Annotated in this window: 21 protein-coding genes and 1 pseudogene; 13 read left to right on the plus strand and 9 right to left on the minus strand. The window is 63.4% G+C overall.

Annotation, left to right across the window (positions count from 1 at the left end):
• Positions 1 to 83: 83 nt before the first annotated feature.
• The 3 genes from Aeroheme_RS18590 (at position 84) to Aeroheme_RS18600 (ending at position 2,850) form a co-directional block, all read left to right on the plus strand.
• Positions 84 to 605 carry an MltR family transcriptional regulator gene (locus Aeroheme_RS18590; RefSeq protein ID WP_025325560.1) on the plus strand — a complete coding sequence of 174 codons (522 nt, stop codon included), beginning with the start codon at positions 84 to 86 and terminating at the stop codon, positions 603 to 605.
• 124 nt (positions 606 to 729) lie between these two features.
• Positions 730 to 2,517 carry a cation:proton antiporter gene (locus Aeroheme_RS18595; protein WP_411166340.1) on the plus strand — a complete coding sequence of 596 codons (1,788 nt, stop codon included), beginning with the start codon at positions 730 to 732 and terminating at the stop codon, positions 2,515 to 2,517.
• An 84-nt stretch (positions 2,518 to 2,601) separates the two neighbouring features.
• Positions 2,602 to 2,850 (plus strand): hypothetical protein, encoded by a 249-nt coding sequence (locus tag Aeroheme_RS18600; protein ID WP_025325558.1) that lies wholly within the window; start codon positions 2,602 to 2,604, stop codon positions 2,848 to 2,850.
• A gap of 40 nt (positions 2,851 to 2,890) precedes the next feature.
• Here Aeroheme_RS18600 and Aeroheme_RS18605 read toward each other — a convergent pair whose 3' ends face one another.
• On the minus strand, positions 2,891 to 3,409 hold the full coding sequence (locus Aeroheme_RS18605) for a mechanosensitive ion channel domain-containing protein (RefSeq protein ID WP_139744098.1): 519 nt from the start codon (positions 3,407 to 3,409) through the stop codon (positions 2,891 to 2,893).
• A gap of 9 nt (positions 3,410 to 3,418) precedes the next feature.
• A complete protein-coding gene (gene zntB, locus Aeroheme_RS18610) occupies positions 3,419 to 4,384 on the minus strand; it encodes a zinc transporter ZntB (protein WP_411166341.1) in 966 nt (321 codons plus the stop codon).
• Positions 4,385 to 4,523: 139 nt separating this feature from the next.
• On the opposite strand from zntB, the gene Aeroheme_RS18615 reads away from it, so the two are divergent.
• Positions 4,524 to 4,973 (plus strand): YaiI/YqxD family protein, encoded by a 450-nt coding sequence (locus tag Aeroheme_RS18615; protein ID WP_106885102.1) that lies wholly within the window; start codon positions 4,524 to 4,526, stop codon positions 4,971 to 4,973.
• 215 nt (positions 4,974 to 5,188) lie between these two features.
• Here Aeroheme_RS18615 and Aeroheme_RS18620 read toward each other — a convergent pair whose 3' ends face one another.
• Positions 5,189 to 6,394 carry a NupC/NupG family nucleoside CNT transporter gene (locus tag Aeroheme_RS18620; protein WP_411166342.1) on the minus strand — a complete coding sequence of 402 codons (1,206 nt, stop codon included), beginning with the start codon at positions 6,392 to 6,394 and terminating at the stop codon, positions 5,189 to 5,191.
• Between the two features lie 531 nt (positions 6,395 to 6,925).
• Between Aeroheme_RS18620 and dbpA the strand changes: the two genes are divergently transcribed.
• The 3 genes and pseudogenes from dbpA to Aeroheme_RS18635 all read left to right on the plus strand — a co-directional run.
• Positions 6,926 to 8,305 carry an ATP-dependent RNA helicase DbpA gene (dbpA, locus tag Aeroheme_RS18625; protein WP_411166343.1) on the plus strand — a complete coding sequence of 460 codons (1,380 nt, stop codon included), beginning with the start codon at positions 6,926 to 6,928 and terminating at the stop codon, positions 8,303 to 8,305.
• A 90-nt stretch (positions 8,306 to 8,395) separates the two neighbouring features.
• Positions 8,396 to 8,686 carry a YkgJ family cysteine cluster protein gene (locus Aeroheme_RS18630; protein ID WP_139744102.1) on the plus strand — a complete coding sequence of 97 codons (291 nt, stop codon included), beginning with the start codon at positions 8,396 to 8,398 and terminating at the stop codon, positions 8,684 to 8,686.
• A gap of 51 nt (positions 8,687 to 8,737) precedes the next feature.
• A pseudogene (locus Aeroheme_RS18635) lies at positions 8,738 to 8,830 on the plus strand (YkgJ family cysteine cluster protein); the annotation flags it as partial.
• Positions 8,831 to 8,863: 33 nt separating this feature from the next.
• On the opposite strand, the gene Aeroheme_RS18640 reads toward Aeroheme_RS18635, so the two are convergent.
• Positions 8,864 to 9,271, minus strand: coding sequence for a hypothetical protein (locus Aeroheme_RS18640; protein WP_139744103.1), 408 nt, complete (start codon positions 9,269 to 9,271; stop codon positions 8,864 to 8,866).
• A 259-nt stretch (positions 9,272 to 9,530) separates the two neighbouring features.
• Between Aeroheme_RS18640 and Aeroheme_RS18645 the strand changes: the two genes are divergently transcribed.
• Positions 9,531 to 10,925, plus strand: a complete 1,395-nt coding sequence (locus Aeroheme_RS18645; RefSeq protein WP_411166344.1) for a PepSY-associated TM helix domain-containing protein — start codon at positions 9,531 to 9,533, stop codon at positions 10,923 to 10,925.
• A 77-nt stretch (positions 10,926 to 11,002) separates the two neighbouring features.
• Here Aeroheme_RS18645 and Aeroheme_RS18650 read toward each other — a convergent pair whose 3' ends face one another.
• The 5 genes from Aeroheme_RS18650 to Aeroheme_RS18670 form a co-directional block, all read right to left on the minus strand.
• The gene (locus Aeroheme_RS18650; protein ID WP_411166345.1) at positions 11,003 to 11,221 is read right to left on the minus strand and encodes a DUF6500 family protein; all 219 of its coding nucleotides are present in this window, start codon (positions 11,219 to 11,221) and stop codon (positions 11,003 to 11,005) included.
• Positions 11,222 to 11,234: 13 nt separating this feature from the next.
• Entirely contained in the window at positions 11,235 to 12,248 is a 1,014-nt protein-coding gene (locus Aeroheme_RS18655; protein WP_411166346.1) for a CobW family GTP-binding protein, read from the minus strand.
• A gap of 163 nt (positions 12,249 to 12,411) precedes the next feature.
• A complete protein-coding gene (locus Aeroheme_RS18660) occupies positions 12,412 to 12,609 on the minus strand; it encodes a YbdD/YjiX family protein (protein ID WP_025325546.1) in 198 nt (65 codons plus the stop codon).
• 61 nt (positions 12,610 to 12,670) lie between these two features.
• Complete coding sequence (cstA, locus tag Aeroheme_RS18665; protein ID WP_411166347.1) at positions 12,671 to 14,797, minus strand: pyruvate/proton symporter CstA; 2,127 nt, start codon at positions 14,795 to 14,797, stop codon at positions 12,671 to 12,673.
• Positions 14,798 to 15,083: 286 nt separating this feature from the next.
• Positions 15,084 to 15,989, minus strand: coding sequence for a 1,4-dihydroxy-2-naphthoate polyprenyltransferase (locus Aeroheme_RS18670; RefSeq protein WP_171275338.1), 906 nt, complete (start codon positions 15,987 to 15,989; stop codon positions 15,084 to 15,086).
• A 209-nt stretch (positions 15,990 to 16,198) separates the two neighbouring features.
• Between Aeroheme_RS18670 and Aeroheme_RS18675 the strand changes: the two genes are divergently transcribed.
• From Aeroheme_RS18675 to menC, 5 genes are all read left to right on the plus strand, one after another.
• Positions 16,199 to 17,518 (plus strand): isochorismate synthase MenF, encoded by a 1,320-nt coding sequence (locus Aeroheme_RS18675; protein WP_411166348.1) that lies wholly within the window; start codon positions 16,199 to 16,201, stop codon positions 17,516 to 17,518.
• Between the two features lie 30 nt (positions 17,519 to 17,548).
• Positions 17,549 to 19,282 (plus strand): 2-succinyl-5-enolpyruvyl-6-hydroxy-3-cyclohexene-1-carboxylic-acid synthase, encoded by a 1,734-nt coding sequence (gene menD, locus Aeroheme_RS18680; protein ID WP_411166349.1) that lies wholly within the window; start codon positions 17,549 to 17,551, stop codon positions 19,280 to 19,282.
• 69 nt (positions 19,283 to 19,351) lie between these two features.
• A complete protein-coding gene (gene menH / locus Aeroheme_RS18685) occupies positions 19,352 to 20,185 on the plus strand; it encodes a 2-succinyl-6-hydroxy-2,4-cyclohexadiene-1-carboxylate synthase (protein WP_411166350.1) in 834 nt (277 codons plus the stop codon).
• Between the two features lie 86 nt (positions 20,186 to 20,271).
• The gene (gene menB / locus Aeroheme_RS18690; protein WP_106885113.1) at positions 20,272 to 21,132 is read left to right on the plus strand and encodes a 1,4-dihydroxy-2-naphthoyl-CoA synthase; all 861 of its coding nucleotides are present in this window, start codon (positions 20,272 to 20,274) and stop codon (positions 21,130 to 21,132) included.
• Positions 21,132 to 22,061 (plus strand): o-succinylbenzoate synthase, encoded by a 930-nt coding sequence (gene menC, locus Aeroheme_RS18695; protein WP_234568501.1) that lies wholly within the window; start codon positions 21,132 to 21,134, stop codon positions 22,059 to 22,061. Before menB ends, menC begins: the two co-directional genes overlap by 1 nt.

Below are 22,061 nucleotides of genomic sequence, written 5' to 3' on the forward strand. Positions count from 1 at the left end.
CGCATGGCGAGTGACGCCGCCCCATATGATAAAAACCGGGAGAGAGGCACTCTCTCTCCCAGTCAGCCGGACCTTAAGCACCTATGACCACACACCAGGAAGATGATGTACTGGAGCGACTCAACGAGCAGGATGGCCCTCGCGGCTTCTTTCTCGAGGTCGTGACCATCCTGGAAGAGGCGGTCGACTCCCTGATGCGGCGCGCGTTCCGCCAGGAGGAGTATGCCGTCAAATACGCCATCGAACCCCTGCTCAACCAGAGCGGCCCCCTCGGCCAGCTGGAGGTGCGCCTCAAGCTCATCTTCGCCCTCGGCCTCATCTCCCTCGAGCACTACCAGGATCTCGAGGCCTACCTGAAGATCCGCGATTTTCTGGTGCGCGACCCCAAGGATTATCGCTTCAGCGACAAGCCGATCCGCGACCTGCTAAGCCGCCTTCATGCCATCCATCAGACCAGCATGATGCCGCAGGATCCCCCGGCCAACGAGGAGGACTGGCCCCTCTATCAAATGCAGCTCAACCGGCTCGATCAGATGGTGCGCTCCGCACTGGTGCTGGCGGTGACCGACTGCGTCACCGAACTCCACAAAGAGAGCCCCATCTGATCAGGCCTGCCCGCTGAGGCTACTCACGGGATACCGGCCTCCCCGAGGCCGCCTCTACCGGGTGTCAATTTGCCCTCCTTCCCCGCTACACTACTCCCAACCCCATTACCCACCCGAGGTTGGCATGATTGCACTCTCTCTCGCCGGGATCGCCCTGATCTCCCTGCTCGCCCAGTGGCTCGCCTGGTCACTGCGGGTCCCCGCCATCCTGTTCCTGCTGCTGAGCGGCCTCTTGCTCGGCCCGGTGACAGGGGTACTGGACCCGGATCAACTGCTGGGGGAGCTGCTGTTTCCGCTGGTGTCGCTCTCGGTCGCCATCATCTTGTTTGAAGGGGCGCTGACCCTGCACCTGACCGAGCTCAAGGGGATAGGCAAGGTGGTGCGCAACCTCTGCTCCACCGGCATGCTGGTCAGCTTCGCCGTTATAGGCGCCGCCAGCTACTGGTTGCTGGGGCTGGACTGGCGGGTCGCCATGGTGCTCGGCGCCGTGCTGGTGGTGACAGGGCCGACCGTGGTCGCTCCCATGCTCAGCGTGATTCGGCCGGTGCGGGAGGTGGACAAGATCCTGCGCTGGGAGGGGATAGTCATCGACCCCATCGGCGCCCTGTTTGCGGTACTGGTGTTCGAGGCGGTGCGCCTCGGCAGCCAGGGGGATCTCATCGATCACACCCTGCTGGCCCTGGCAAAGACGGTGGGGGTGGGTTCGCTGATCGGGGTGGTTGCCGGCTGGATCACCACTCTGATCATGCGCAAGGACTGGTTGCCGGTCAGCCTGCACAAGTTCGGGGTGCTGGCCCTGGTGCTGGTCACCTTCACCCTGTCGGACTGGCTCAGCCACGAGTCCGGCCTGCTGGCGGTGACGGTGTTCGGCATCTGGCTCGCCAATCAGGAGGGACTGGATCTGGAGGAGGTGCTGGCATTCAAGGAGGATCTGGCGGTCATCCTCATCTCTTCCCTCTTCATCCTGCTGGCGGCCCGACTCGATCTGGCGCAGCTCTGGCAGCTCGGTCCCATGGTGCTGGTGCTGCTGTGCGTGGTGCAGTTCGTGGCCCGTCCGCTCTGCATCCTGGTCTCGACCCTGGGATCGGATCTCCCCTGGCGCGCCCGGGCCCTGCTCGCCTGGATAGCCCCCCGCGGCATAGTGGCGGCGGCGGTCAGCGCCTCTTTCGCCATCAGCATGCACGAAGCCGGCATTGAAGATGCCGACAAGCTGGTGCCCCTGGTGTTTGCCGTCATCATCTTCACAGTGGTGTTGCAGAGCCTGACGGCGACCCCATTGGCCAGGCTGCTCGGCATGCGCCAACCAGCACCCGATACCTGGCTGCTGATCGGCGCCAACTCGGTGGCCCGCGCCATAGGCCGGGCGCTGGCGGATCAGGGCATCCCCGTCCACCTCTCCGATCCGGCCTGGGAACATTGCAAGCTGGCCCGCATGAGCGGCCTGCCCTGCTACTTCGGCAATCCCCAGTCGGAACACGCCGAGCTGCACCTGCCCCTCACCAGCATACATACGGTGCTGGCGCTTTCCCCCAACCGTCACAACAACGCCCTGGGGGTGCTGCACTTTGCCCACCTGTACGGGGAGGAAAAGGTCCACTCCCTGCGCTCCAGCGAGCAGCACGGCAAGGCGAACCGGGAGAGCGCCACCTTCCGCGCACGCCAGGATCTGTTCGGGCCCGAGATGAATTTCGCCCGCCTGAGCGGCCTGCTGAGCCGGGGCGGCCAGATCAAGGCGACCCGCCTGAGCGAGGCCTTCGACTGGACCCAGTATCAGGACGCCAATCCCGGCGCCATTCCCCTGTTCATCGTCGATGCCAGGGGAAAACCCCGGGTCGTCACAGGCCCGGTGGCGCCAGTGGCCGGGGAGCTGCTGATCGCCCTGCAGCCACCACGGGAGCCCCAGGCGGCTTGATGCACCGCCATCCGGTGATCCGGGCCTGCGACCGCCGCGGGCGACTAAACTTGAGGGTGGCGCCATGAGTCACAGGAGGATGTCATGACAGTCAGCGAATTGCGTGCGCTTCACCAGCAGCACAGATTCAGGGAGGCGGAGATCATGCATGACATCATCTCCCCCGGCTGGGTAGTGGAGTTTCGGGGTCAGGACGGCCATCTCTACATGATGACGGACACCCTGGGTTGCCCGATGAGTTTCTCCTCGACCGAAGAGGCTCGCGACCATATCCACCTGGTAGCCGATTGCCCCATCCAGGTCGAGCACCTCTATCGCTTCTTCGAGCGTTGAGACCTATGCCAGCAAAAAAGGCTCCACAAGGAGCCTTTTCTCATTCCGGCTGCAGTGGCTCGGCTTCCTTGCCCTCCAGCCGCCTGACCGGCTTTTGCAGGATCAGGTTGGCCGGGTAGGTCACCAGATCGCCGTTGTCATCCCGTACCCGCAGGTAGAACAGGCCTATCTCGGTGATGACGCCGGTGACTGAGTCATCCTTGTCGAGGATGCGGATCCGGTCGCCGATCTTGTAGGGGAAGGCGAAGAAGATGGTGATGCTGGCGGTGATGTTGGAGAGGATCGACCATTGCGCCACCATGGCGACGCCGAGCACGGCAAAGAAGGAGGAGGCGAGCACCACCAGCCGGGAGAAGTCGAGCCCCCACACCCCTGCCAGGATCAGCAGGGTGGCGCAGCCGAGCAGGAAGTGGAACACATGCTCCACATAGAGCACCCGGTTTTCGCTCACCTGTCGGCTCTGTCCTAGCGCCATCAGGCTCTTGTGAATGAGGCCGCGGATCAGGGTGTGTCCCAGCAACAGCAGCAGGGTCACACCAAAGGATTCCCATGTCGTCATGCGCGCTCCTTACCACCAGCGTCGATATTTGAGCCAGACCGCCAGCCCGGTCGCCAGCCCCACCAGAGATCCGCAGAAGATCCAGAAGGCGGTCGGGCTCTCGGCCCCGGGGATGCCGCCCAGGTTGATGCCAAACAGGCCGGTCAGGAAGCTGGCGGGCAGGAACATCAGCGCCATCACCGACATCTGGTAGGCACGGCGGTTGGTGGCCTCCGCCGTCAGGTTGTTGATCTCGTCCGCCAGCACGGCGGAGCGAGCCACCCCGGCGTCCAGATCGTCCAGCCAGCGGCGCAGTCGATCGGCGATATCGAGCAGGCGCCGACGGTCATCCTCATCCAGCCAGGTGAGCTTCTCGTTGGCGAGGCGCGCCACCAGATCCCGCTGGGGAGAGAGGTAACGGCGGATCATGATGAGCTGCTTGCGGATCCGCGCCAGTCTGCCGTTGGCGGGCAGTTCACGCATCAGCACTATCTCTTCCAGCTCCAGGATCTGATCGTGCAGCTCCTCGACAAACTCCCCCGCCCTGTCGGTCAGGGCATCGCAGATCTCTACCAGCCAGTCGGCGGTAGAGATGGCGCCGCCCCCCAGCGCCAACTGCTGGAAGACATCTTTTTCCGACAGCAGGGAGCGACGGCGACTGCTGAGGATGAAATCCGGGGTGATGTAGATGCGCAGCGCCACCATCTCCTCGGGCCTGTGATCCTTGTTGTGATTGATGCCACGCAGGATCAGCAACACAGTCTCCCCCATCCGCACCAGCTTGGGCCTGTTGCTCTGGCCGAGCAGGGATTCGCGCGCTGCGTCATTGAGCAAGGAGGTCTGCAACAGCCAGCGGGCCGCCTCCGGATTGCCGTAATCCAGATGCACCCAGCTGGGCTGGGCTGCCGGGATCTCGCTGCCTGTGGCAAGCGGGGTCATGCCCCCCTTGCCATCCAGAGTCAGACCATAAATTACGTCACTGGGCACCCGATCCATCTCGTCTCCTTCTCGTTCATGCTCAGGCCCCAGCTTACACGAAAGCGGGGGCCGACTCAGCCCCGCACCGGGAAGGGTGCGCCTGTGCTACCATGCCCGCTCTCGTTTTATGCCCGTTTCAACTACAGGAAACCATGCCATGCCCATCTGGGTCGATGCCGATGCCTGCCCCATTCCGGTCAAGGAGATCCTCTACCGCGCCGCCCACCGCGCCCAGGTCGTCACCACGCTAGTGGCCAATCAGGGGCTGCGGGTCCCCCCCTCCCCCTTCATCAAGACCCAGCAGGTGGAGAAGGGATTCGATGTGGCGGATCATGTCATTGCCCAGCAGGTTCAGCCCGGCGATCTGGTGATCACCGGCGACATCCCCCTCGCCTCCTGGGTGATCGATGCTGGCGGCGAGGCGCTCAATCCCCGTGGCGAGATCTACACCCGCGAGACCATCCAGGCCCGGCTCGGCATGCGCAATTTCATGGAGGAGCTGCGCTCGGCCGGGGTTCAGACCGGCGGCCCGGCCCCCTTCAACGCCGCCGACAAGCAGCGCTTCGCCAATGCCCTCGACAAATGGCTGCTCAAAGGCAAGTTGTAAGCCGACGCTAACGGGACCATTGTCGGCATTTTATCGCCGCAACATACTGATGTTTTTTTTAAATCACAGCCGGCTAACTCCACCCGATAGGCACCATGCCCTGCCATCGGGACTGGCGTTTGTATTCACCTCCCTGCTGGCTGCTGTGGTTACCGGCCCCAAAAAAACAAACCCCTGCCGAAGCAGGGGTTTGTCATTGTGATGGCGAGGGGCGATTAGATCATCACACCGGCGATCACGGCGGAGAGCAGGCTCACCAGAGTGGAGCCGTACACCAGCTTCAGGCCGAAACGGGAGACCATGTTGCCCTTCTCTTCGTTCAGCGCCTTCACCGCACCGGCGATGATGCCGATGGAGCTGAAGTTGGCGAACGACACCATGAAGATGGAGAGAATGCCGACGGTGCGGGGTGAGAGCTCGGCGGCGATCTTGCCCAGATCCATCATGGCCACGAACTCGTTGGTCACCAGCTTGGTTGCCATGATGGAGCCGGCTTGCAGCGCCTCACCACTGGGGATACCCAGGATCCAGGCGATCGGGTAGAAGATGTAGCCCATGACGTACTGGAAGTTGACGCCAAACGCCGCCTCGAACAGGTAGTTGACCAGGGCGATCAGGGCGATGAAGCCCACCAGCATGGCGGCCACTATCACGGCAACGGAGAAACCGGCCATGATGTACTCCCCCAGCATCTCGAAGAAGTTCTCTTTCTTCGGGGTGTGGTGCTCGTCACCCTCGGCGATGGCCTTCAGGTCGGTGACAGAGTTGTCCGGCTCGTACGGGTTGATGAGCGACAGCACTATGAAGGTGCTGAACATGTTGAGCACCAGCGCGGCCACCACGTAACGCGGTTCGATCAGCTGCATGTAGGCACCGACGATGGACATGGAGACGGTGGACATGGCCGTCGCCGCCAGGGTGTACATCTGCTTCTCGTTCAGGTGCGGCAAGGTGTTCTTGAGCGCGATGAAGTTCTCGGACTGGCCGACGATCATGGAGCTGATGGCGTTGAAGGACTCCAGCTTGCCCATGCCGTTGATCTTGGCCAGCACTGTGCCTATGCCACGAATGACGATGGGCAGCAGGCGGATGTACTGCAGTATGCCGATCAGCACAGAGATGAAGACGATGGGCATCAGCACCATCAGGAAGAAGGAGAAGGCTCCTTCGTTGACCAGGCCACCGAACACGAAGTCGGTCCCCTGCTTGGCAAACTCCATCAGCTTGGTGAAGCCGGCGGCGAAGCCACCCACGACTGCCAGGCCCACTTCGGAGTTCAGCATGAACCAGGCCAGCGCCAGTTCCACCACCAACAGCTGCCCGATATAGCGCAGCTTGATCTGTTTCCAGTTGCGGCGGTTTGCCAGCAACGCCAACGCGAGGACCATCACGAGTCCAAGCACAAAGTGAACGTATTCCATACCTGTAGCACCTGAATGAATTGTTATTTTTGACCGGCGCCATCATAAAGAATCGTATATTTAAAAATCAGATAGCCATCACAATCTGACTCAATAATATGTATGCGAGATAATACAAACGTTTTTAAATTAATTAACCATTAACGGTATATTAATCGCGCGACATCAAGTTAAAAACACCTTATAAAACATGTCGATAGGAATATTCTGATTGCGCTGACAGCGCCAATGGATATTCCAGTATCATTTTCGCAACACTCCTTCTCATGCACGGCACCTATTTCATCCAGGAAATTTAATCAACCAAGATAGAAAACGTTTACCCCTGATAAATAATTAGCGAACCACTGCAAACATTCACCAGGTGCCACCCCGGTTACACCTCTCTGTCGCCATGGGGACAGATGAACCCGCCCTGAGATTGCACCGGCTTAAGCGTTCAAAAATCCGCCACATCCGGTGCCACATTCTGGTATGATGCGCGGCCTTAGCGCTCGCGCATCCCCGTTTTCTCCGAAATAGAGTCCTTTTGTGAACAACAGCGAATTTAGCAGCCTCAATCTCTCCCCCGCCCTGCAAGAGAACCTCACCAGCCTGGGTTACCTGCAGATGACCCCGATCCAGGCCCAGAGCCTGCCCCTGGTACTCGAAGGCAAAGACCTGATCGCCAAGGCAAAAACCGGCAGCGGCAAGACAGCCGCCTTCGCCTTGGGCCTGCTCTCCCGCCTCAACGTCAACCGTGTCGACGTACAGGCCCTGGTGCTCTGTCCGACCCGCGAGCTGGCGGATCAGGTGGCTCAGGAGATCCGTCGTCTGGCCCGCGCCCTGCCGAACGTCAAGCTGGTGACCCTGTGTGGCGGTACCCCGACCGCACCTCAGTCCGCCACCCTGAGCTTCGGCGCCCACATCGCCGTCGGCACCCCGGGTCGCATTCTCAAGCATCTGGAGCAGGGTACCCTGGAGCTCTCCAGCCTGGAGACTCTGGTGCTGGACGAGGCAGATCGCATGCTGGACATGGGCTTTGGCGAAGACATCAACCGCGTCATCAGCTATGCCCCCGAGCGCCGCCAGACCCTGCTGTTCTCCGCCACTTATCCGGAGGGGATAGCCCAGATGAGCCGCGGTGTGCAGCGCAACCCGGTCGAGGTGAGCGTGGAGTCCCTGCACGAGGGCAGCGCCATCGAACAGAAGCTGTATGAAGTGCCCGCCGGTCAGCGCCTCGACGCCCTCACCTGGCTGCTCAGCCACTACCAGCCAAGCTCCTGCGTGGTGTTCTGCAACACCAAGCGCGCCTGCAACGACGTGGCCGATCACCTGGCCGCCAAGGGCTTCTCGGCCCTGGCGCTGAACGGCGATCTGGAGCAGCGGGAGCGGGATCAGGTGCTGGTGCGCTTTGCCAACGGCAGTGCCACCATACTGGTCGCGACCGACGTAGCGGCCCGGGGCCTCGACATCAAGGAGCTGGGCGCCGTCATCAACTACGAGCTGACCTATGACCCTGAAGTGCATGTGCACCGCATCGGTCGTACCGGTCGTGCCGGCCAGCAGGGCCTGGCCCTGAGCCTCTATCAGCCGAACGAAGCCCAGCGCGTCAACCTGATCGAGGAGTACCAGCAGGCGCCGATGCCGCTGGAGGATCTCGACACCATTGGCCGCGACATCAAGCCGATAGCACCGCAGATGGTGACCCTCTCCATAGATGCGGGTCGCAAGACCAAGGTGCGGGCCGGTGACATCCTGGGCGCCCTGACCGGCGAAGGTGGCATTGCTGGCGCCGATGTGGGCAAGATCCAGATCTCCGAGCAGTACTCCTACGTGGCTGTCAAGCGTCAGGTGGCGAGCGCCGCCCTCAAGCGGCTGCAGGAAGGCAAGATCAAGGGGCGCACCTACCGCGCCCGCAAACTGGGCTAAGGTTCTTCACAAGCCCTTAGCCAGACCACAGGCGCCTGACAGGCGCCTGTTTCATATATTTCGATGCCGCCATGCGGCAAGACAGGCACCATGACCCAAGCAATCCAAACCGATGTGAGCTGCCAGAACTGCGAAGCCTGCTGCTGCCGCCTCGAAGTGATGCTCTTTACCGATACCGGCGTGCCGGATCGCTATGTGCTCGACAGGGAAGGGGAGATCCCCGTGATGCGCCGGCTGGAAGATGGCTGGTGTGCGGCCCTCGACCGCAACACCATGATGTGCCGCATCTATGAGGTGCGCCCCCTCATCTGTCGCGAATTCGAGATGGGCGAGCCCGACTGTGTCGACGAGCGGGACAAGTGGTTTATCAAGCTGAGTTGACCAAGAGGTAGCAAGCCGCGCTGGGCTGCCCTATCAGCGATGTGCAACTTCTATGAGGTGCGGCCGCTGATCTGCCGCGAGTTCGAGATGGGCGAGCCCGACTGCGTCGACGAGCGGGACAAGTGGTTTATCAAGCTGGAATGAGACGGGCAGACAAGACGACCCCGGGCTGCCGGGTCAACTCACCGATGTGACGTCGCTGCCGAGCTGCTCCCCCAACCAGCGGATGGCCGCCGCCTCCTGCTCGAAGTAGCGCACCGTACTGAACGGCAACTCACTGAAGACCTGATCCGCCAGATAGCGTTTGAACCCGCCCACCACCACGACCGCGAGAAAGGCGCAGCCATTGGCGGCGCACCAGCCAAACTGCCGACGAAAACGCGCCAGCACCTCGGGACCGGCGGCCTCGAACTCGGTCGCCACCTCGACGATCCCCCAGGGTGCATCGCGCAATCCTGCGATCTGCTGGCTGAAGGCAGCCTCATAGGCCATGGCGCCCGCCAGATTGAAGGGGCCGCTCGGGCGGCAAATCAGCACCTGCCCCTGTCGCTGCATCTCGAAATGGCCGTGTGGTTGCAAGTGCACGTCCCCCTCCTCCCCTGAATTCTTCGCCGCGCCGACGCCGCCTGATGTTGCAACAAGGTAAGGATTTATATGCAAAAAGTCCATCGAGCCCAGGCCATCACCGACAGACATCGACGCCAAATGGCACAGTTTCTGTGCGCAACGAAGTGAAGGAGGAGCCAGCATGTTCTGTTGCAGTTAATAAAACGTTGCTGCTATCATCCGCGCCGACCAAACATTCCACCAACTGAAACCTTTAGCCTGGGCGCAAGGATCAAAGATGAAGAATCAAGACGCGAGTTATTACCAAAGGATCTGGCGCTGGCACTTCTATGCCGGTCTCTTCGTCGCCCCCTTTCTGATCCTGCTCTCCCTCACCGGCATTCTGTACCTGTACAAGCCCCAGCTCGACAACCTGCTCTACCCCGAGTTGATGAAGGTGGCCCCCGCCACCCAGGCCCTGAGCGCCGATCAACTGCTGGCCAAGGCGAAGATCGCCATGCCAGATGCCAGCCTGCGCAAATACCTGCCCCCCGTGGCCAGTGACGCGAGCGCCCAGCTCATCGTCAATCAGGGTGAGCGCGAGCTGACCCTCTTCATGGATCCCGCCAGCGGCGCTCTGCTCGGCACCATGGACAACAAGTGGAACCTGCAGGCGGTGGCCCGTGCCCTGCATGCGGAGCTGCTGCTCGGCACCACAGGGGATCGGCTGATCGAACTGGCCGCCGGCTGGGGCATAGTGCTGCTCGTCAGCGGGCTCTACCTGTGGTGGCCGCGCAAGGGACCCGGCGTAGGGGGCATCCTCTGGCCCAGAATGAACCAGCGCGGACGCCTCTGGTGGCGCGATCTGCACGCCGTGGTCGGCTTCTGGGGGGCGGGTTTCCTGCTGCTGCTGCTCTTGAGCGGCATGACCTGGACCGGCTTCTGGGGCGATCAGTTCGCCAACGTCTGGAACCGTTTCCCGGCCGCCATGTGGAACGAGGTACCCAAATCCGCCCCTCTCGCCCGCACCCTCAACCATGCCCATCAACAGACTGTGCCCTGGGCCGTCGAGAACACTCCCATGCCGAGCTCGCAGCCGGTGCCGGAAAGTCATGATCACAGCGCCATGAACCATGGCGGGGAACACGACGGCATGGTCATGGCCAGCCACCGTATCCCCCTGCAACGGGTAGTGGAGATCGCCACCGAGCGCGGGGTTCACCCGGGTTACAGCATCACGCCGCCGGTCGGTGACACAGGCGTCTATACCATAGCCCTGTTCGCCGATGACCCGCGCAACGACGCCACCCTGCACATCGATCAATACAGCGGCAAGGTGCTGGCCGACGTGCGCTGGCAGGATTACGGTCCGGTCGCCAAGACGGTGGAAACCGGCGTCATGCTGCACATGGGCAAGATCTATGGCTGGCCCCACCAGCTGGTCATGCTGATCATCTGCCTGATGGTGCTGGCAAGCTCGGTGAGCGGGCTCTGGATCTGGTGGAGCCGCCGTCCCAAGGGCCGGCTCGCCGCCCCGCCCCTGCCCGCCAAGTTGCCCCCCATGGGCGGCGCCATCGCCGTGCTGGTGCTGCTCGGGATCTGCTTCCCCCTGGTGGGCGCTTCCATGCTGGTCATCTGGCTGCTGGACTGCCTCTTCTTCTCCCGCCGGACCGCAGTGGCACCCGCCAGCTGAGGCCACTCGGCGGCGATGGCTGCACACTGCAAACAAGAAGGGCTCCTCATCAGGAGCCCTTCTTGTTTCATCCCACCCTATTTCATGGCCTCGACCAGCGCGATGATCTTGCGCGCCTTCTCGAAGTGGTCGAGCCTCTGGGTCTGGATCCACCAGGTCGCCGCCTCCATCAACAACTCGGGGTCGTCATTGCGGTTGGCAAAAAAGGCATAGAAGGAGACACCAACCGCCTCCCCCTTCTGCGCGATTTTCTTGTGGCAGACCTGGATGATTTTCTGTTTGAGTGATTCACGCATCTGTCATGTTTCCTCAGGCCCGGGCCAGGGCGAACCCCTCTTCCAGCGCCTCCAGGGGCAGGTAGCGACCGATCACCACCAGCCGCGAGCAGGGCACCTCGTCACCCCAGGGAGAGCCGTAATCGAACCCCGCCACCTTGTGCACCCCCTGCACTATCAGCCGGCGCGGCTCCCCGGCGATGGCCAGCACTCCCTTGTAGCGCAACATGTCGTTGCCATGCTGCTCTATGCACTGCTCCATGAAGGCCCCTATCTTCTTCAAGTCCAGCTCGCCCCCCTCGAACAGGTGGGCCGAGATGACATCCTGCCAGGAGCGGGGCCGGGCCGAGAGGGGCGCAAACGCCTCGACGCCCTGACCGCCCTCACGCACTATCTTGATGCCTTGGCTCAGGCTCAGCTCGTCGCTGAGGGCGAAGGCATCCAGATCGAGCCAGAGCCCGGCCGGACACTCCCCCCGTACTATGTCGATGATCTGCGCCTTGGGGTTGATGCCCTGGACTCGCGCTATGGCCGCCTCCCGGGTCACTCCGTCCACCCTATCCGTCTTGGTGAGCAGGATGCGGTCGGCAAAGCCGAGCTGGGCCGCCGCCACCGGATGCTCATCCAGCTGACGACCTATGTGTTCACAGTCGGCCAGGGTGATGACGGCATCGAGGCGCAGGGCATCCCGCAATGCTTCTTCAACGAAGAAGGTTTGGATGATGGGGGCGGGATCGGCGAGCCCCGTGGTCTCGACGATCAGCCGCTCGAACTGCAACTCCCCCGCCGTCCGCCGGGCCAGCAGATCGCTCAGGGCGGCCCGAAATTCACCCCGCACGCTGCAACAGACGCAGCCGTTGCTGAGCTCCACCACGCTGACCCCCGAGCCTCCCTCCAGCAGGGCACCGTCGATATTGGCGGCGCCAAACTCGTTCTCGAGGATGGCCACGGAGGCATCGCCATGGTGGCGCAGGAAGTGGTTGAGCAAGGTGGTCTTGCCGGCGCCGAGAAAACCGGTCAGCAGAGTGACAGCTACAGCTTGTGTCATGTTGGACATCCTGTGAGGTGGGGATCGTATATCTAGCCGAAACCGAGAAAACCGTTCAATCAAGGGTGACCGCTACAGCCTGTGTCATGTTGAGGTCCTGTGGAAAGAGGGATTATATCCAGCCGGCGCCGAGGCCAAGGCGTGCGCGCTGGTGGTGGCCTAATTAGCAGCAGCGCCCGCCATTCTTGCCGCCGTAGCGGGCATCCTGGCGTTCGCGAAAGAACTCGTCGTGGCTCATAGGAGTCTGCTCCGGGTGGGTCAGCCGCATGTGCTGCACATAGTTGTCGTAGTCGGGTACGCCCACCATCAGCCTGGCGGTCTGCCCCAGATACTTGCCCGCCTTGGCCAGGGTATCAAACATGCTTGCTCCTTGGGGCTATCGATGAGGGCCGGCACCCAGGGGTGCCGGCCTGCTGACTCGCTTACTTGAGACTGGGGGCCAGATCGCCGTCGTCATCAGACTCGGGCTGAGCCGCCCCCTTGCCCGCCGGCATCGGCTGATAAGGGGTCTCGTTGGCGGTCGGCTGCGGGTTTTGCAGCGCCTTGAGGGCCGTCTTCAGGGAGAAGGCGGCGAGCACCACCACCACCAGCATGAAGAACATCGTCAACCCCGCATCCAGCCGGTTGTTGAACACCAGCTGGGCCAGCTGGAATTCGGTGTACTGGGCCGGGATTGTTCCACTGTCGATCATCGCCTGGAACTTGTTGGCTATGGCCAGGAAGCCGAGCTTGGGATTGTCGCTGAAGGTCTTCTCCCAACCCGCCGACAGGGTGCAGATGAGCAGCCAGCTGGTGGGCAGCAGGGCCACCCAGGCATAGGCCTGACGCTTCATCTTGAACAGCACCACGGCGCACAGCATCAGCGCCATGCCCGCCAGCATCTGGTTGGCGATACCGAACAGCGGCCACAGGGTGTTGATGCCGCCGAGCGGGTCCACCACCCCCTGATGCAGGAAGTAACCCCAGGCCAGCACGCACAAGGCGGTCGCCAGCAGGTTGGCCGGCAGGGAGTCGGTGCGTTTCAGGGACGGGGAGATGACCCCCATCAGATCCTGCAGCATGAAGCGTGCGGCCCGGGTGCCGGCATCCACGGCGGTGAGGATGAAGAGCGCCTCGAACAGGATGGCGAAGTGGTACCAGAAGGCGACGTTCATCAGGCCGCCGAGGGCGCCGTGCAGTATGTAGGCCATGCCGACCGCCAGGGTCGGGGCACCACCGGCACGGGAGATGATGCTCTGCTCACCCACCTCGCTGGCGATGCGGGTCAGGGTCTCCGGGGTGATCTGGAAGCCCCAGCTGCTCACCACGGCGGCGGCGGAGACCACCACGTCGGCGGTGCCCGCCGGTGCCAGCACCGCCAGGGGGCTGTTCATGGCGAAGTAGACGCCCGGATCGATGACGCAGGCGGAGACCAGCGCCATGATGGCGACGAAAGACTCCATCAACATGCCGCCATAACCGATGAAGCAGGCCTGGTTCTCGTTGGCCAGCATCTTGGGGGTGGTGCCGGAGGAGATGAGCGCATGGAAGCCGGAGACGGCACCGCAGGCGATGGTGATGAACAGGAAGGGGAAGAGATCCCCGGCCCAGACCGGGCCTGTCCCGTCCACGAACTGGGTCAGCGCCGGCATCTGCAGGGTCGGCTGGGTCACCAGTATGCCGATGGCCAGGCCTATGATGGTGCCTATCTTGAGGAAGGTGGAGAGATAGTCACGGGGCGCCAGCAGCAGCCAGACCGGCAGCACGGAGGCGACGAAGCCATAGCCCACCAGCATCCAGGTCAGCTGCACCCCGTCGAAGTCGAAGTAGGGAGCCCAGGTCTGGCTCTCGGCCACCCAGCCACCGGAGACGATGGCGAAGATGAGGCACACCAGACCTATGATGGAGACCTCACCGATGCGGCCCGGCCTCAGGTAGCGGGTGTAGATCCCCATGAAGATGGCGAGCGGTATGGTGAAGGCCACTGTGTAGGTGCCCCAGGGGCTGTGGGTCAGCGCCTTGACCACTATCATCGCCAGCACCGCCAGTATGATCACCATGATCATGAAGGTGGCGACCAGGGCGATGATCCCGGCGACCGGGCCCATCTCCGACTTGATCAGCTCGCCGAGGGAGCGACCATCGCGACGGGTGGAGACGAACAGCACCATGAAGTCCTGCACAGCCCCCGCCAGCACCACACCGGCCAGCAGCCAGAGCATGCCGGGCAGATAGCCCATCTGGGCCGCCAGCACTGGGCCGACCAGGGGACCGGCGCCGGCGATGGCGGCGAAGTGGTGGCCAAACAGCACCTTCTTGTCGGTCGGCACATAGTCCAGACCATCGTTGTGCCGCACCGCCGGCGTCATGCGGCTGCTGTCGACCGCCAGCACCCGCTTGGCGATGAAGAGCCCGTAGTAGCGGTAGGCAATAAGATAAACGCACACAGCCGCGACCACTATCCAGAGCGCGTTGATCTGCTCGCCCCTGTTGAGGGCGATGTAACCTAGGGAGCTGGCGCCCAGCAGTGCCAGCAGCCCCCATCCAAGATGTTTCCCTAAGCTGTCCATAAGCCCGTCCCTGCCATTGGTTTTTTACATATGAAGCCCCATACGCTTACATCTCTATAGCAATCGACGCCGTGCCACAATCGAGGCCCGTCACAAGTCGGCGACCCGTTCCGAGAATTTCTCAATATTGCCAGCCGGATCACGGCCATCAGGCCTGGAGCAGGAGGGAAAAGCGCTGAAATGCTTGAAGAAAACGGCAAGGCACACCAACAGTAAGGGCCCCTTCAACGGGGCCCTTCTTGGTCTGGCGCACGACAAACAGCGCCACTCCATGGCGGCACAGCGCTCAGGAGAGCGCCAGCCCGACCGAGAGCAGCAGGCTGAACAGGAAGGCGCTGATGGCGGTCTTCTTGAGGGCGCCGGTCAAAACCTCGCCATCGAAGCTCTCGCGCAGGGTGCGGGCGGCATCGGTGAGGGGCTTGATGGCGGGCAGGAAGATCCAGGGCCAGACGCTCGCGGGCTGGGTCAGCAGGAAGGCGATGGTGGCCAGCAGCGCTCCCCCCAGCAGCCCCCAGTGATAGGCGATGGCGCGGTTGCGGCCGAGCCGCACCGCCAGGGTGATCTTGCCGCTGGCGGCATCGCTCTCTATGTCCCGCACATTGTTGATGTTGAGCACGGCGGTCGCCAGCAGGCCGCAGGCGGTGGCGGGCAGCAGCAGATCCCATTCCAGGGTATGGGTGAACAGGTAGTAGGAGCCGAGCACCCCCAGCAGGCCGAAGAACAGGAATACCGAGATGTCCCCGAAACCGCGATAGCCGTAAGGGGTCTTGCCCACCGTGTAGGTGATGGCCGCGACTATGGCGGCGCCCCCCAGCAGGATGAAAGTCAGGATCTGCTGCCACTGCTCCCCGAAGGCGCAGACCAGCAGGGAGAGGCCGCTCACCACGGCCGCCAGCGCGGTCAACCCCATGGCAATGCACATCTGGTGGCGGGTGATGAGGCCGGATACCACGGCACGCTGGGGCCCGATCCGCTCGCCGTTGTCGGCCCCGGAGACCGCATCACCATAGTCGTTGGCCAGGTTGGAGAGGATCTGCAGCAGTATGGCGGTCAGCAGGGAGAGACCCATGATGGCGCCGTCGAAGGCCCCCCGGCTGGCTGCGAGCCCCGAGCCCAGCAAAATGGAGGAGCACGCCAGGGGCAGTGTTCGCAAACGCGCCGCCAGCAACCAAACAGAGAAGGTATTTGTCATATTGTGATGGCCAAACAATCAGATATTGATCGTGTTAAGGGTTATCGAACCGGATTTAGGTATACTTGGCTCCGTGGGGGCTGGGCTCCCTCGGGCAATTTACATGGAAGAATGGGCAGATAATATATAGGAAATCATCGCCCTTTGGCATCAACCTGCGCCATCCTCCCCCAGAGCGATTGCGACTATCCGGCTCAGACAAGACATCCATGTTGGCTCAGACCCATCTCAAGCAACAACTGGACGCCCTGCGTCACAGCAATGTCAGCGGCTTCGTGCGGTTGCGCGTGGCGGCCAACGTCGACCTCTTCCCGGGATGGCTGGCGGCGCAGACCCTGTATCCCCGCATCTATTGGCAGGCCCGCGGCCCCAGGAGCCCCGAGTACGTGGCCCTCGGCGCCATCCACGAGCTGACCCGGCCAGCGGATATCCAGCGGGTCTGCGATCTCGCCAACTCAAACAGTGAAGACAGCCCCCGCTACTACGGCGGCCTGGCGTTCGATCCCGCCCAGCCCGGCTGGCAGGGATTCGGCCCCTGCCGCTTCGTGCTGCCGCGCATCGAGCTGGTGCGCCGGGGAGAGTGTGTCAGCCTCTGCCTCAACCTCTGGCTGACCGACGGCAATCTGGATGCCGAGCTGCAGGCGGCCGAGGCAGCCCTCGACGCCCTGCAACCGGAAGCCCCCCTGCCCCCACTGCAAAAACGCCCCTGGCAGCGCCGGGATGTCCCGGGTCAGGCCCAGTGGCAAACCCTGGTAGAGCGGGTAACGGCGCCCGCCTTTCAGGCCCACACCCCCAAGGTGGTACTTTCCCGGGAGAGCGTGCTGACCGGCCAGCATGGGGATGCACCCCTCTGCCCCTGGTCCCTGCTCACCCAGTGGGCAAGTCACGCCCAGGAGTGCTTCCACTTCGGCTTCCAGTTCTCCCCCGAGCAGAGCTTCATCTCCTGCTCCCCCGAGCGCCTCTATCGCCGGGAGAGCGGCCACCTCTTCACCGAGGCGCTGGCGGGCACCATACGCCGCTCCGGTGACGAGGCGGCCGACGCAGCCCTGGCTGCCGAGCTGCTGGCCGACAGCAAGAACCGGCTGGAGAACCGGCTGGTGCACGCCGACATCCTGAGCCGTCTGGCGCCCCTCACCACGGACGCCACCCTGACCGAGCCGCGCATCCTGAAACTGCGGCTGCTGCAACACCTCAAGTGCGACATCGAGGCCGAGCTCAAGCCCGGTGTGTGCGACTGGCAACTGCTGGCTGCCCTGCACCCGACACCGGCGGTGGGCGGTGCCCCCCGCGAGGCGGCGCTGGCCTTTATCCGCGAGTTCGAGCCCCATGAGCGCGGCTGGTACGCCGGTGCCTGCGGCATGCTGAGCCGGGAGACCTCGGAGTTCTCGGTCGCCATCCGCAGCGCCCGCATCACGGCCCGGGGCATCAGTCTGTTTGCCGGTGCCGGCATAGTGGCCGGGTCCGAGCCTGCCGCCGAGTGGTCCGAACTCGACAACAAGATCGCCAACGTGCTCTCCCTGCTGGGATAGCGTTTTTCATCGACCCACTGCGAGAGCCTTATGCCCGCCAGCCAATTGCCTGAGCACCGAGCGTTTGCCAGCCAGCATGCCACCTTCAACCACGTCTGGTCTTCCCTCTTGCTGGAAGAGCTCTATCGCCTCGGGGTGCGGGACATAGCGCTGGCCTCGGGCTCCCGCTCGGCGCCGCTCACCATGGCCGCCGCCGCCCATGCCGGTTTTCGCCGTCACCTCCACTTCGACGAGCGGGGTCTGGGCTTCATGGCGCTGGGGCTGGCCAAGGGGAGCGGCCGACCGGTGGCGGTGATCATGACCTCGGGCACTGCGGTGGCCAACCTCTGGCCCGCGGTGGCCGAGGCCCAGCTCACCGGGGTGCCTCTCATCATCCTCTCCGCCGACCGCCCCCCGGAGCTCATCGACAACGGCGCCAACCAGGCCATCGATCAGCAGGGGATCTTCGGTCGCTACCCCGTCCATCAGCAGAACCTGCCGAGCCCCACCCCGACCATACCGGCGGCCTTCGTGCTGAGTTCGGTGGATCAGGCCCTGGCCAGACAGGCACTGACCCCGGGGCCGGTTCACTTCAACTGCATGTATCCCGAGCCCCTCTATCCCGGCGAGGCGTACCTGGATTTTTCCGACTACCTGGCCCCGCTCGGTGACTGGCTCCATTCAAGGGAGCCCTGGAGCCCCTGGCAGCAGGGCGAGCAGCACTGCCCCCGCCAGCCCGACTGGGCCGCCTTGCAGGGCAAACGCGGCGTCATAGTCGCGGGCCGCATTCAGGATCCAGCCGAGGCGCAGAGGGTGGCCCAGCTGGCCGAGCGCCTCGGCTGGCCGCTGCTGGCGGACTTGCAGAGCCAGATCCGCTTCGACAGCCGCAACCTCATCCACATGGATCTCGCCCTGCAAAACAGCTGCTTCGTGACCGAGCTGGCCCGGGCCGAGGTGCTGCTGCAGTTCGGTGCCCGCCTCATCTCCAAGCGGCTCGGCCAGTTCATCAAGCAGCACCCCTGGCAGGATTACTGGCTGGTGGACCCGCAACCGGCCAGGCTGGATCCGGACTACCGGCTGCGTCGCCGCCTGGTGTGTACGCCCGGCGCCTTCGCCGCGGCCCATCCGGTGGACCATCGCCATCTGCCCTGGCACCGGCTGGCGGAGCGCCAGCAGGGCATCAGCGGCCAAATTCGCCGCGCCTGCGATCGCTTCTCAGAGCTCGGGGTCTGCCACCGTCTGGCCCAGCTCATCCAGGGCCAGCTGTTCGTCGGCAACAGCATGCCGGCCCGGTTGATGGACATGCTCGGCGAAACCGGCAAGGGCCCCAGCCGGCTGATGACCAACCGCGGCGCCTCCGGTATCGACGGCCTGATCGCCACTGCCTTCGGTTTCTCCCTGTCCAGCGACGAGCCGACCACACTGCTGCTCGGCGATCTCAGCGCCCTGCACGATCTCAACAGCCTGGCCCTGCTCGGCAAGGGGAGCCGCCCCCTGGTGGTGATCCTGCTCAACAACGACGGTGGCAGCATCTTCCGCATGCTGCCGGTACCGACTAAAGATGCGTTGCTGGAGACCTACTACTGCCTGCCCCACGGCCTGCACTTCGAGCACGCCGCAGCCATGTTCGGCCTGCACTACAGAGCGCCGACCACCCTGGCCGAGTTCGAGCAAGATTACGCAACCGCCCTGGAAAAAGGGGTAACCCTGATTGAAATCAAGGTGCCGAGCAACGAGGTGGCCGAGGATCTTAAAGCACTGGGGTCCCTTATCCGTGGCATATGAAATCAAGGTGCTCAGTGACAACGAGGCAGCCGAGGATCTCAAGGCACTGGAAACCCTTATCCGTGGCATATGAAATCAAGGTCCTGCGTGACAACGAGGCAGCCGAGGATCTTAAAGCACTGGGAACCCTTATCCGTGGCCACTAACAGAACCCAGCCAACCCTGGTACTGCTGCACGGTCTGCTCGGCAACGCCGACGACTGGCAGCCCGTGATGGAGAGGCTGTCCGACATCCCCAACCACGCGCTGGACTTGCCGGGCCACGGCAGCAACAAGGGGCTGAGGGTGAGCGGCTTTGACGAGGCCCACGAGTGGCTCTGCGGCGAGCTGGCCGCGCGGGGTATAACGCGCTACCAACTGGCGGGCTACTCCCTGGGGGGGCGGCTCGCCCTCTATCACGCCAGCCAGTCCCCCGCCGGCTTGCAGGCGCTCTTGCTGGAGAACTGCCACCCCGGCCTGCCGGTAGCCGAGCGCGCCGCCCGCCTCGAACACGACGAGGGCTGGGCCCGGCGCTTCGAGCGCGAACCCCTGGCCTTAGTGCTGGCAGACTGGTACCGGCAGGGGGTGTTCGCCGATCTGGACGAGGAGGCCCGTGCCCGCCAAATGGCTAAACGCCTTGGCAACGAGGGCAGAGCCGTGGCGACCATGCTGCGCGCCACCTCCCTCGGCAAGCAGCCGGATCTCGCCCCCTGGCTGGGCAAAACCCGGTTGCCGGTGCGCTGGATCTCCGGCAGCCGAGATCACAAATTCCATCGCCTGGCTTGCCAGCTGGTCAAGCAAGGCTGCAATATCAATCACTTGGCTCTGGATGGCGGGCACAACCTGCACGCCAACCAGCCCGACACCTTTGCCCGGCTCCTGCGGGACTGGGTCAAGCAACCAGAAGAGAAGAGTCATGACTGACGCAATGACGGAAGCGCAACCCTGTGCCCCCGTCGCTCCTGACAGGGTTGCCCGGCTGACCTCTACCACACCAGAAGGAAAACACCATGATTGAGGCAATGACGGAAGCGGAACTGTACGCTCCCATTGAGTGGCAGGATTGCTCCGCCGGTTACGAGGACATCCTCTATCACAAGTCCCAGGATGGCATTGCCAAGATCACCATCAACCGCCCCCAGGTGCGCAACGCCTTCCGCCCCCGCACTGTCAAAGAGATGCTGCAGGCCCTGGCCGATGCCCGTTACGACGACAAGGTGGGCACCATCATACTGACCGGCTTTGGCGAGAAGGCCTTCTGCGCCGGCGGTGACCAGAAGATCCGTGGCGACTACGGTGGATACCGCGACGACGAGGGGACTCATCACCTCAACGTACTCGACTTCCAGCGCGACATCCGCACCTGCCCCAAACCCGTGGTCGCCATGGTGGCCGGTTATGCGGTCGGTGGCGGCCACGTGCTGCACATGATGTGCGATCTCACCATAGCCGCCGACAACGCCCAGTTCGGCCAGACAGGCCCGAAAGTTGGCTCCTTCGACGGCGGCTGGGGCGCCTCCTACATGGCCCGCATCGTCGGCCAGAAGAAGGCCCGCGAGATCTGGTTCCTGTGCCGCATGTACGATGCGAGCCAAGCCCTCGACATGGGGCTGGTCAACACTGTGGTGCCCCTGGCCGAGCTGGAGCGGGAAACCGTGCGCTGGTGCCGGGAGATGCTGCAAAACAGCCCCATGGCGCTGCGCTGCCTGAAGGCCGCACTGAACGCCGACTGCGACGGCCAGGCCGGTTTGCAGGAGCTGGCGGGCAATGCCACCATGCTCTTCTACATGACCGAAGAGGGTCAGGAAGGGCGTAACGCCTTCAACGAGAAGCGCCGCCCCGACTTCTCCAAATACAAGCGGAACCCCTGATGACACTCGCCCTCTATCGCTACCAACTGCCCTTTACCCAACCCCTGACCTTTCACGGCAAGGTGGAGGTGGCGCGAGAGGGCCTCTTGGTGCGCATCAACGACGGCTGGGGGGAGATAGCCCCCCTGCCCGGTTTCTCTAGGGAGAGCCTGGCCGAGGCGCAAGCCGAGAGCCTGGCCTGCCTGGCGCAACTCGCCCGGGGGCAGACCATAGCCCCCCGGCTGCCCTCGGTGCAGTTCGGGCTCGACTGTGCCCGCCGTCACTGGCCACAGCAGAGCACCAGCCTGCCCGAACCCTATCCCCTCATTCAGGGCTCCCCTCAGGAGCTGCTCAAGAACTGGAAGCAGTGGCTGCACGAGACCCCCCTCAAGGCCAAGCTGAAGGTGGCCCGCTACCCCATGCGGGACGAGCTGGCGCTGATCCGGCTGCTGCTCGATCGGCGCCCCAATCTCAAGCTGGTGCTGGACGCCAACCAGGGCTGGACCCGCGAGGAGGCCTGGGCCTTCTGCGGTCACCTGGATCCGAACCGGATCGAATACCTGGAAGATCTCTGTGCCGACTTTGCCGACATCGCCTTCGTCGCCAACCGTACCGGCATGCCGGTGGCCCTCGACGAGTTGCTGGCCCAGGGCAAACCATGGGAACCCATACCCCAGCTGAAGGCCCTGGTGCTCAAGCCAACCCTGCTCGGCTCCCTGGCAAACAGCGAGGCCCTGGTGGCCCGCGCCCGCGAGCTTAAGCTGAAGATCATCGTCTCCTCCTGTTTCGAGTCCGGTGTCGGTCTCGGTCAGCTCGCCCGCCTCGCGGGGGAGTGGGCACCGGATCAGGCCCCTGGCCTCGACACCAGGCGCTGGCTGGCCAGGGACCTGCTGGACAAACAGGGTCAACCCGACCCAAGCCTGATGACTCCCCTGTTTCACCGTGACTGA

This window comes from Aeromonas sp. DSM 116730 (genome assembly GCF_046581335.1).
Lineage (GTDB): Bacteria > Pseudomonadota > Gammaproteobacteria > Enterobacterales > Aeromonadaceae > Aeromonas > Aeromonas rivipollensis.

Excerpts from the sequence above, each read along its gene's own strand:
- Aeroheme_RS18590 (WP_025325560.1), top strand. The coding sequence starts at position 84 with ATGACCACACACCAGGAAGATGATGTACTGGAGCGACTCAACGAGCAG.
- Aeroheme_RS18595 (WP_411166340.1), top strand. The coding sequence starts at position 730 with ATGATTGCACTCTCTCTCGCCGGGATCGCCCTGATCTCCCTGCTCGCC.
- Aeroheme_RS18600 (WP_025325558.1), top strand. The coding sequence starts at position 2,602 with ATGACAGTCAGCGAATTGCGTGCGCTTCACCAGCAGCACAGATTCAGG.
- Aeroheme_RS18605 (WP_139744098.1), bottom strand. The coding sequence starts at position 3,409 with ATGACGACATGGGAATCCTTTGGTGTGACCCTGCTGCTGTTGCTGGGA.
- zntB (WP_411166341.1), bottom strand. The coding sequence starts at position 4,384 with ATGGATCGGGTGCCCAGTGACGTAATTTATGGTCTGACTCTGGATGGC.
- Aeroheme_RS18615 (WP_106885102.1), top strand. The coding sequence starts at position 4,524 with ATGCCCATCTGGGTCGATGCCGATGCCTGCCCCATTCCGGTCAAGGAG.
- Aeroheme_RS18620 (WP_411166342.1), bottom strand. The coding sequence starts at position 6,394 with ATGGAATACGTTCACTTTGTGCTTGGACTCGTGATGGTCCTCGCGTTG.
- Aeroheme_RS18630 (WP_139744102.1), top strand. The coding sequence starts at position 8,396 with ATGACCCAAGCAATCCAAACCGATGTGAGCTGCCAGAACTGCGAAGCC.
- Aeroheme_RS18645 (WP_411166344.1), top strand. The coding sequence starts at position 9,531 with ATGAAGAATCAAGACGCGAGTTATTACCAAAGGATCTGGCGCTGGCAC.
- Aeroheme_RS18650 (WP_411166345.1), bottom strand. The coding sequence starts at position 11,221 with ATGCGTGAATCACTCAAACAGAAAATCATCCAGGTCTGCCACAAGAAA.
- Aeroheme_RS18655 (WP_411166346.1), bottom strand. The coding sequence starts at position 12,248 with ATGACACAAGCTGTAGCTGTCACTCTGCTGACCGGTTTTCTCGGCGCC.
- Aeroheme_RS18660 (WP_025325546.1), bottom strand. The coding sequence starts at position 12,609 with ATGTTTGATACCCTGGCCAAGGCGGGCAAGTATCTGGGGCAGACCGCC.
- cstA (WP_411166347.1), bottom strand. The coding sequence starts at position 14,797 with ATGGACAGCTTAGGGAAACATCTTGGATGGGGGCTGCTGGCACTGCTG.
- Aeroheme_RS18670 (WP_171275338.1), bottom strand. The coding sequence starts at position 15,989 with ATGACAAATACCTTCTCTGTTTGGTTGCTGGCGGCGCGTTTGCGAACA.
- Aeroheme_RS18675 (WP_411166348.1), top strand. The coding sequence starts at position 16,199 with ATGTTGGCTCAGACCCATCTCAAGCAACAACTGGACGCCCTGCGTCAC.
- menD (WP_411166349.1), top strand. The coding sequence starts at position 17,549 with ATGCCCGCCAGCCAATTGCCTGAGCACCGAGCGTTTGCCAGCCAGCAT.
- menH (WP_411166350.1), top strand. The coding sequence starts at position 19,352 with ATGAAATCAAGGTCCTGCGTGACAACGAGGCAGCCGAGGATCTTAAAG.
- menB (WP_106885113.1), top strand. The coding sequence starts at position 20,272 with ATGATTGAGGCAATGACGGAAGCGGAACTGTACGCTCCCATTGAGTGG.
- menC (WP_234568501.1), top strand. The coding sequence starts at position 21,132 with ATGACACTCGCCCTCTATCGCTACCAACTGCCCTTTACCCAACCCCTG.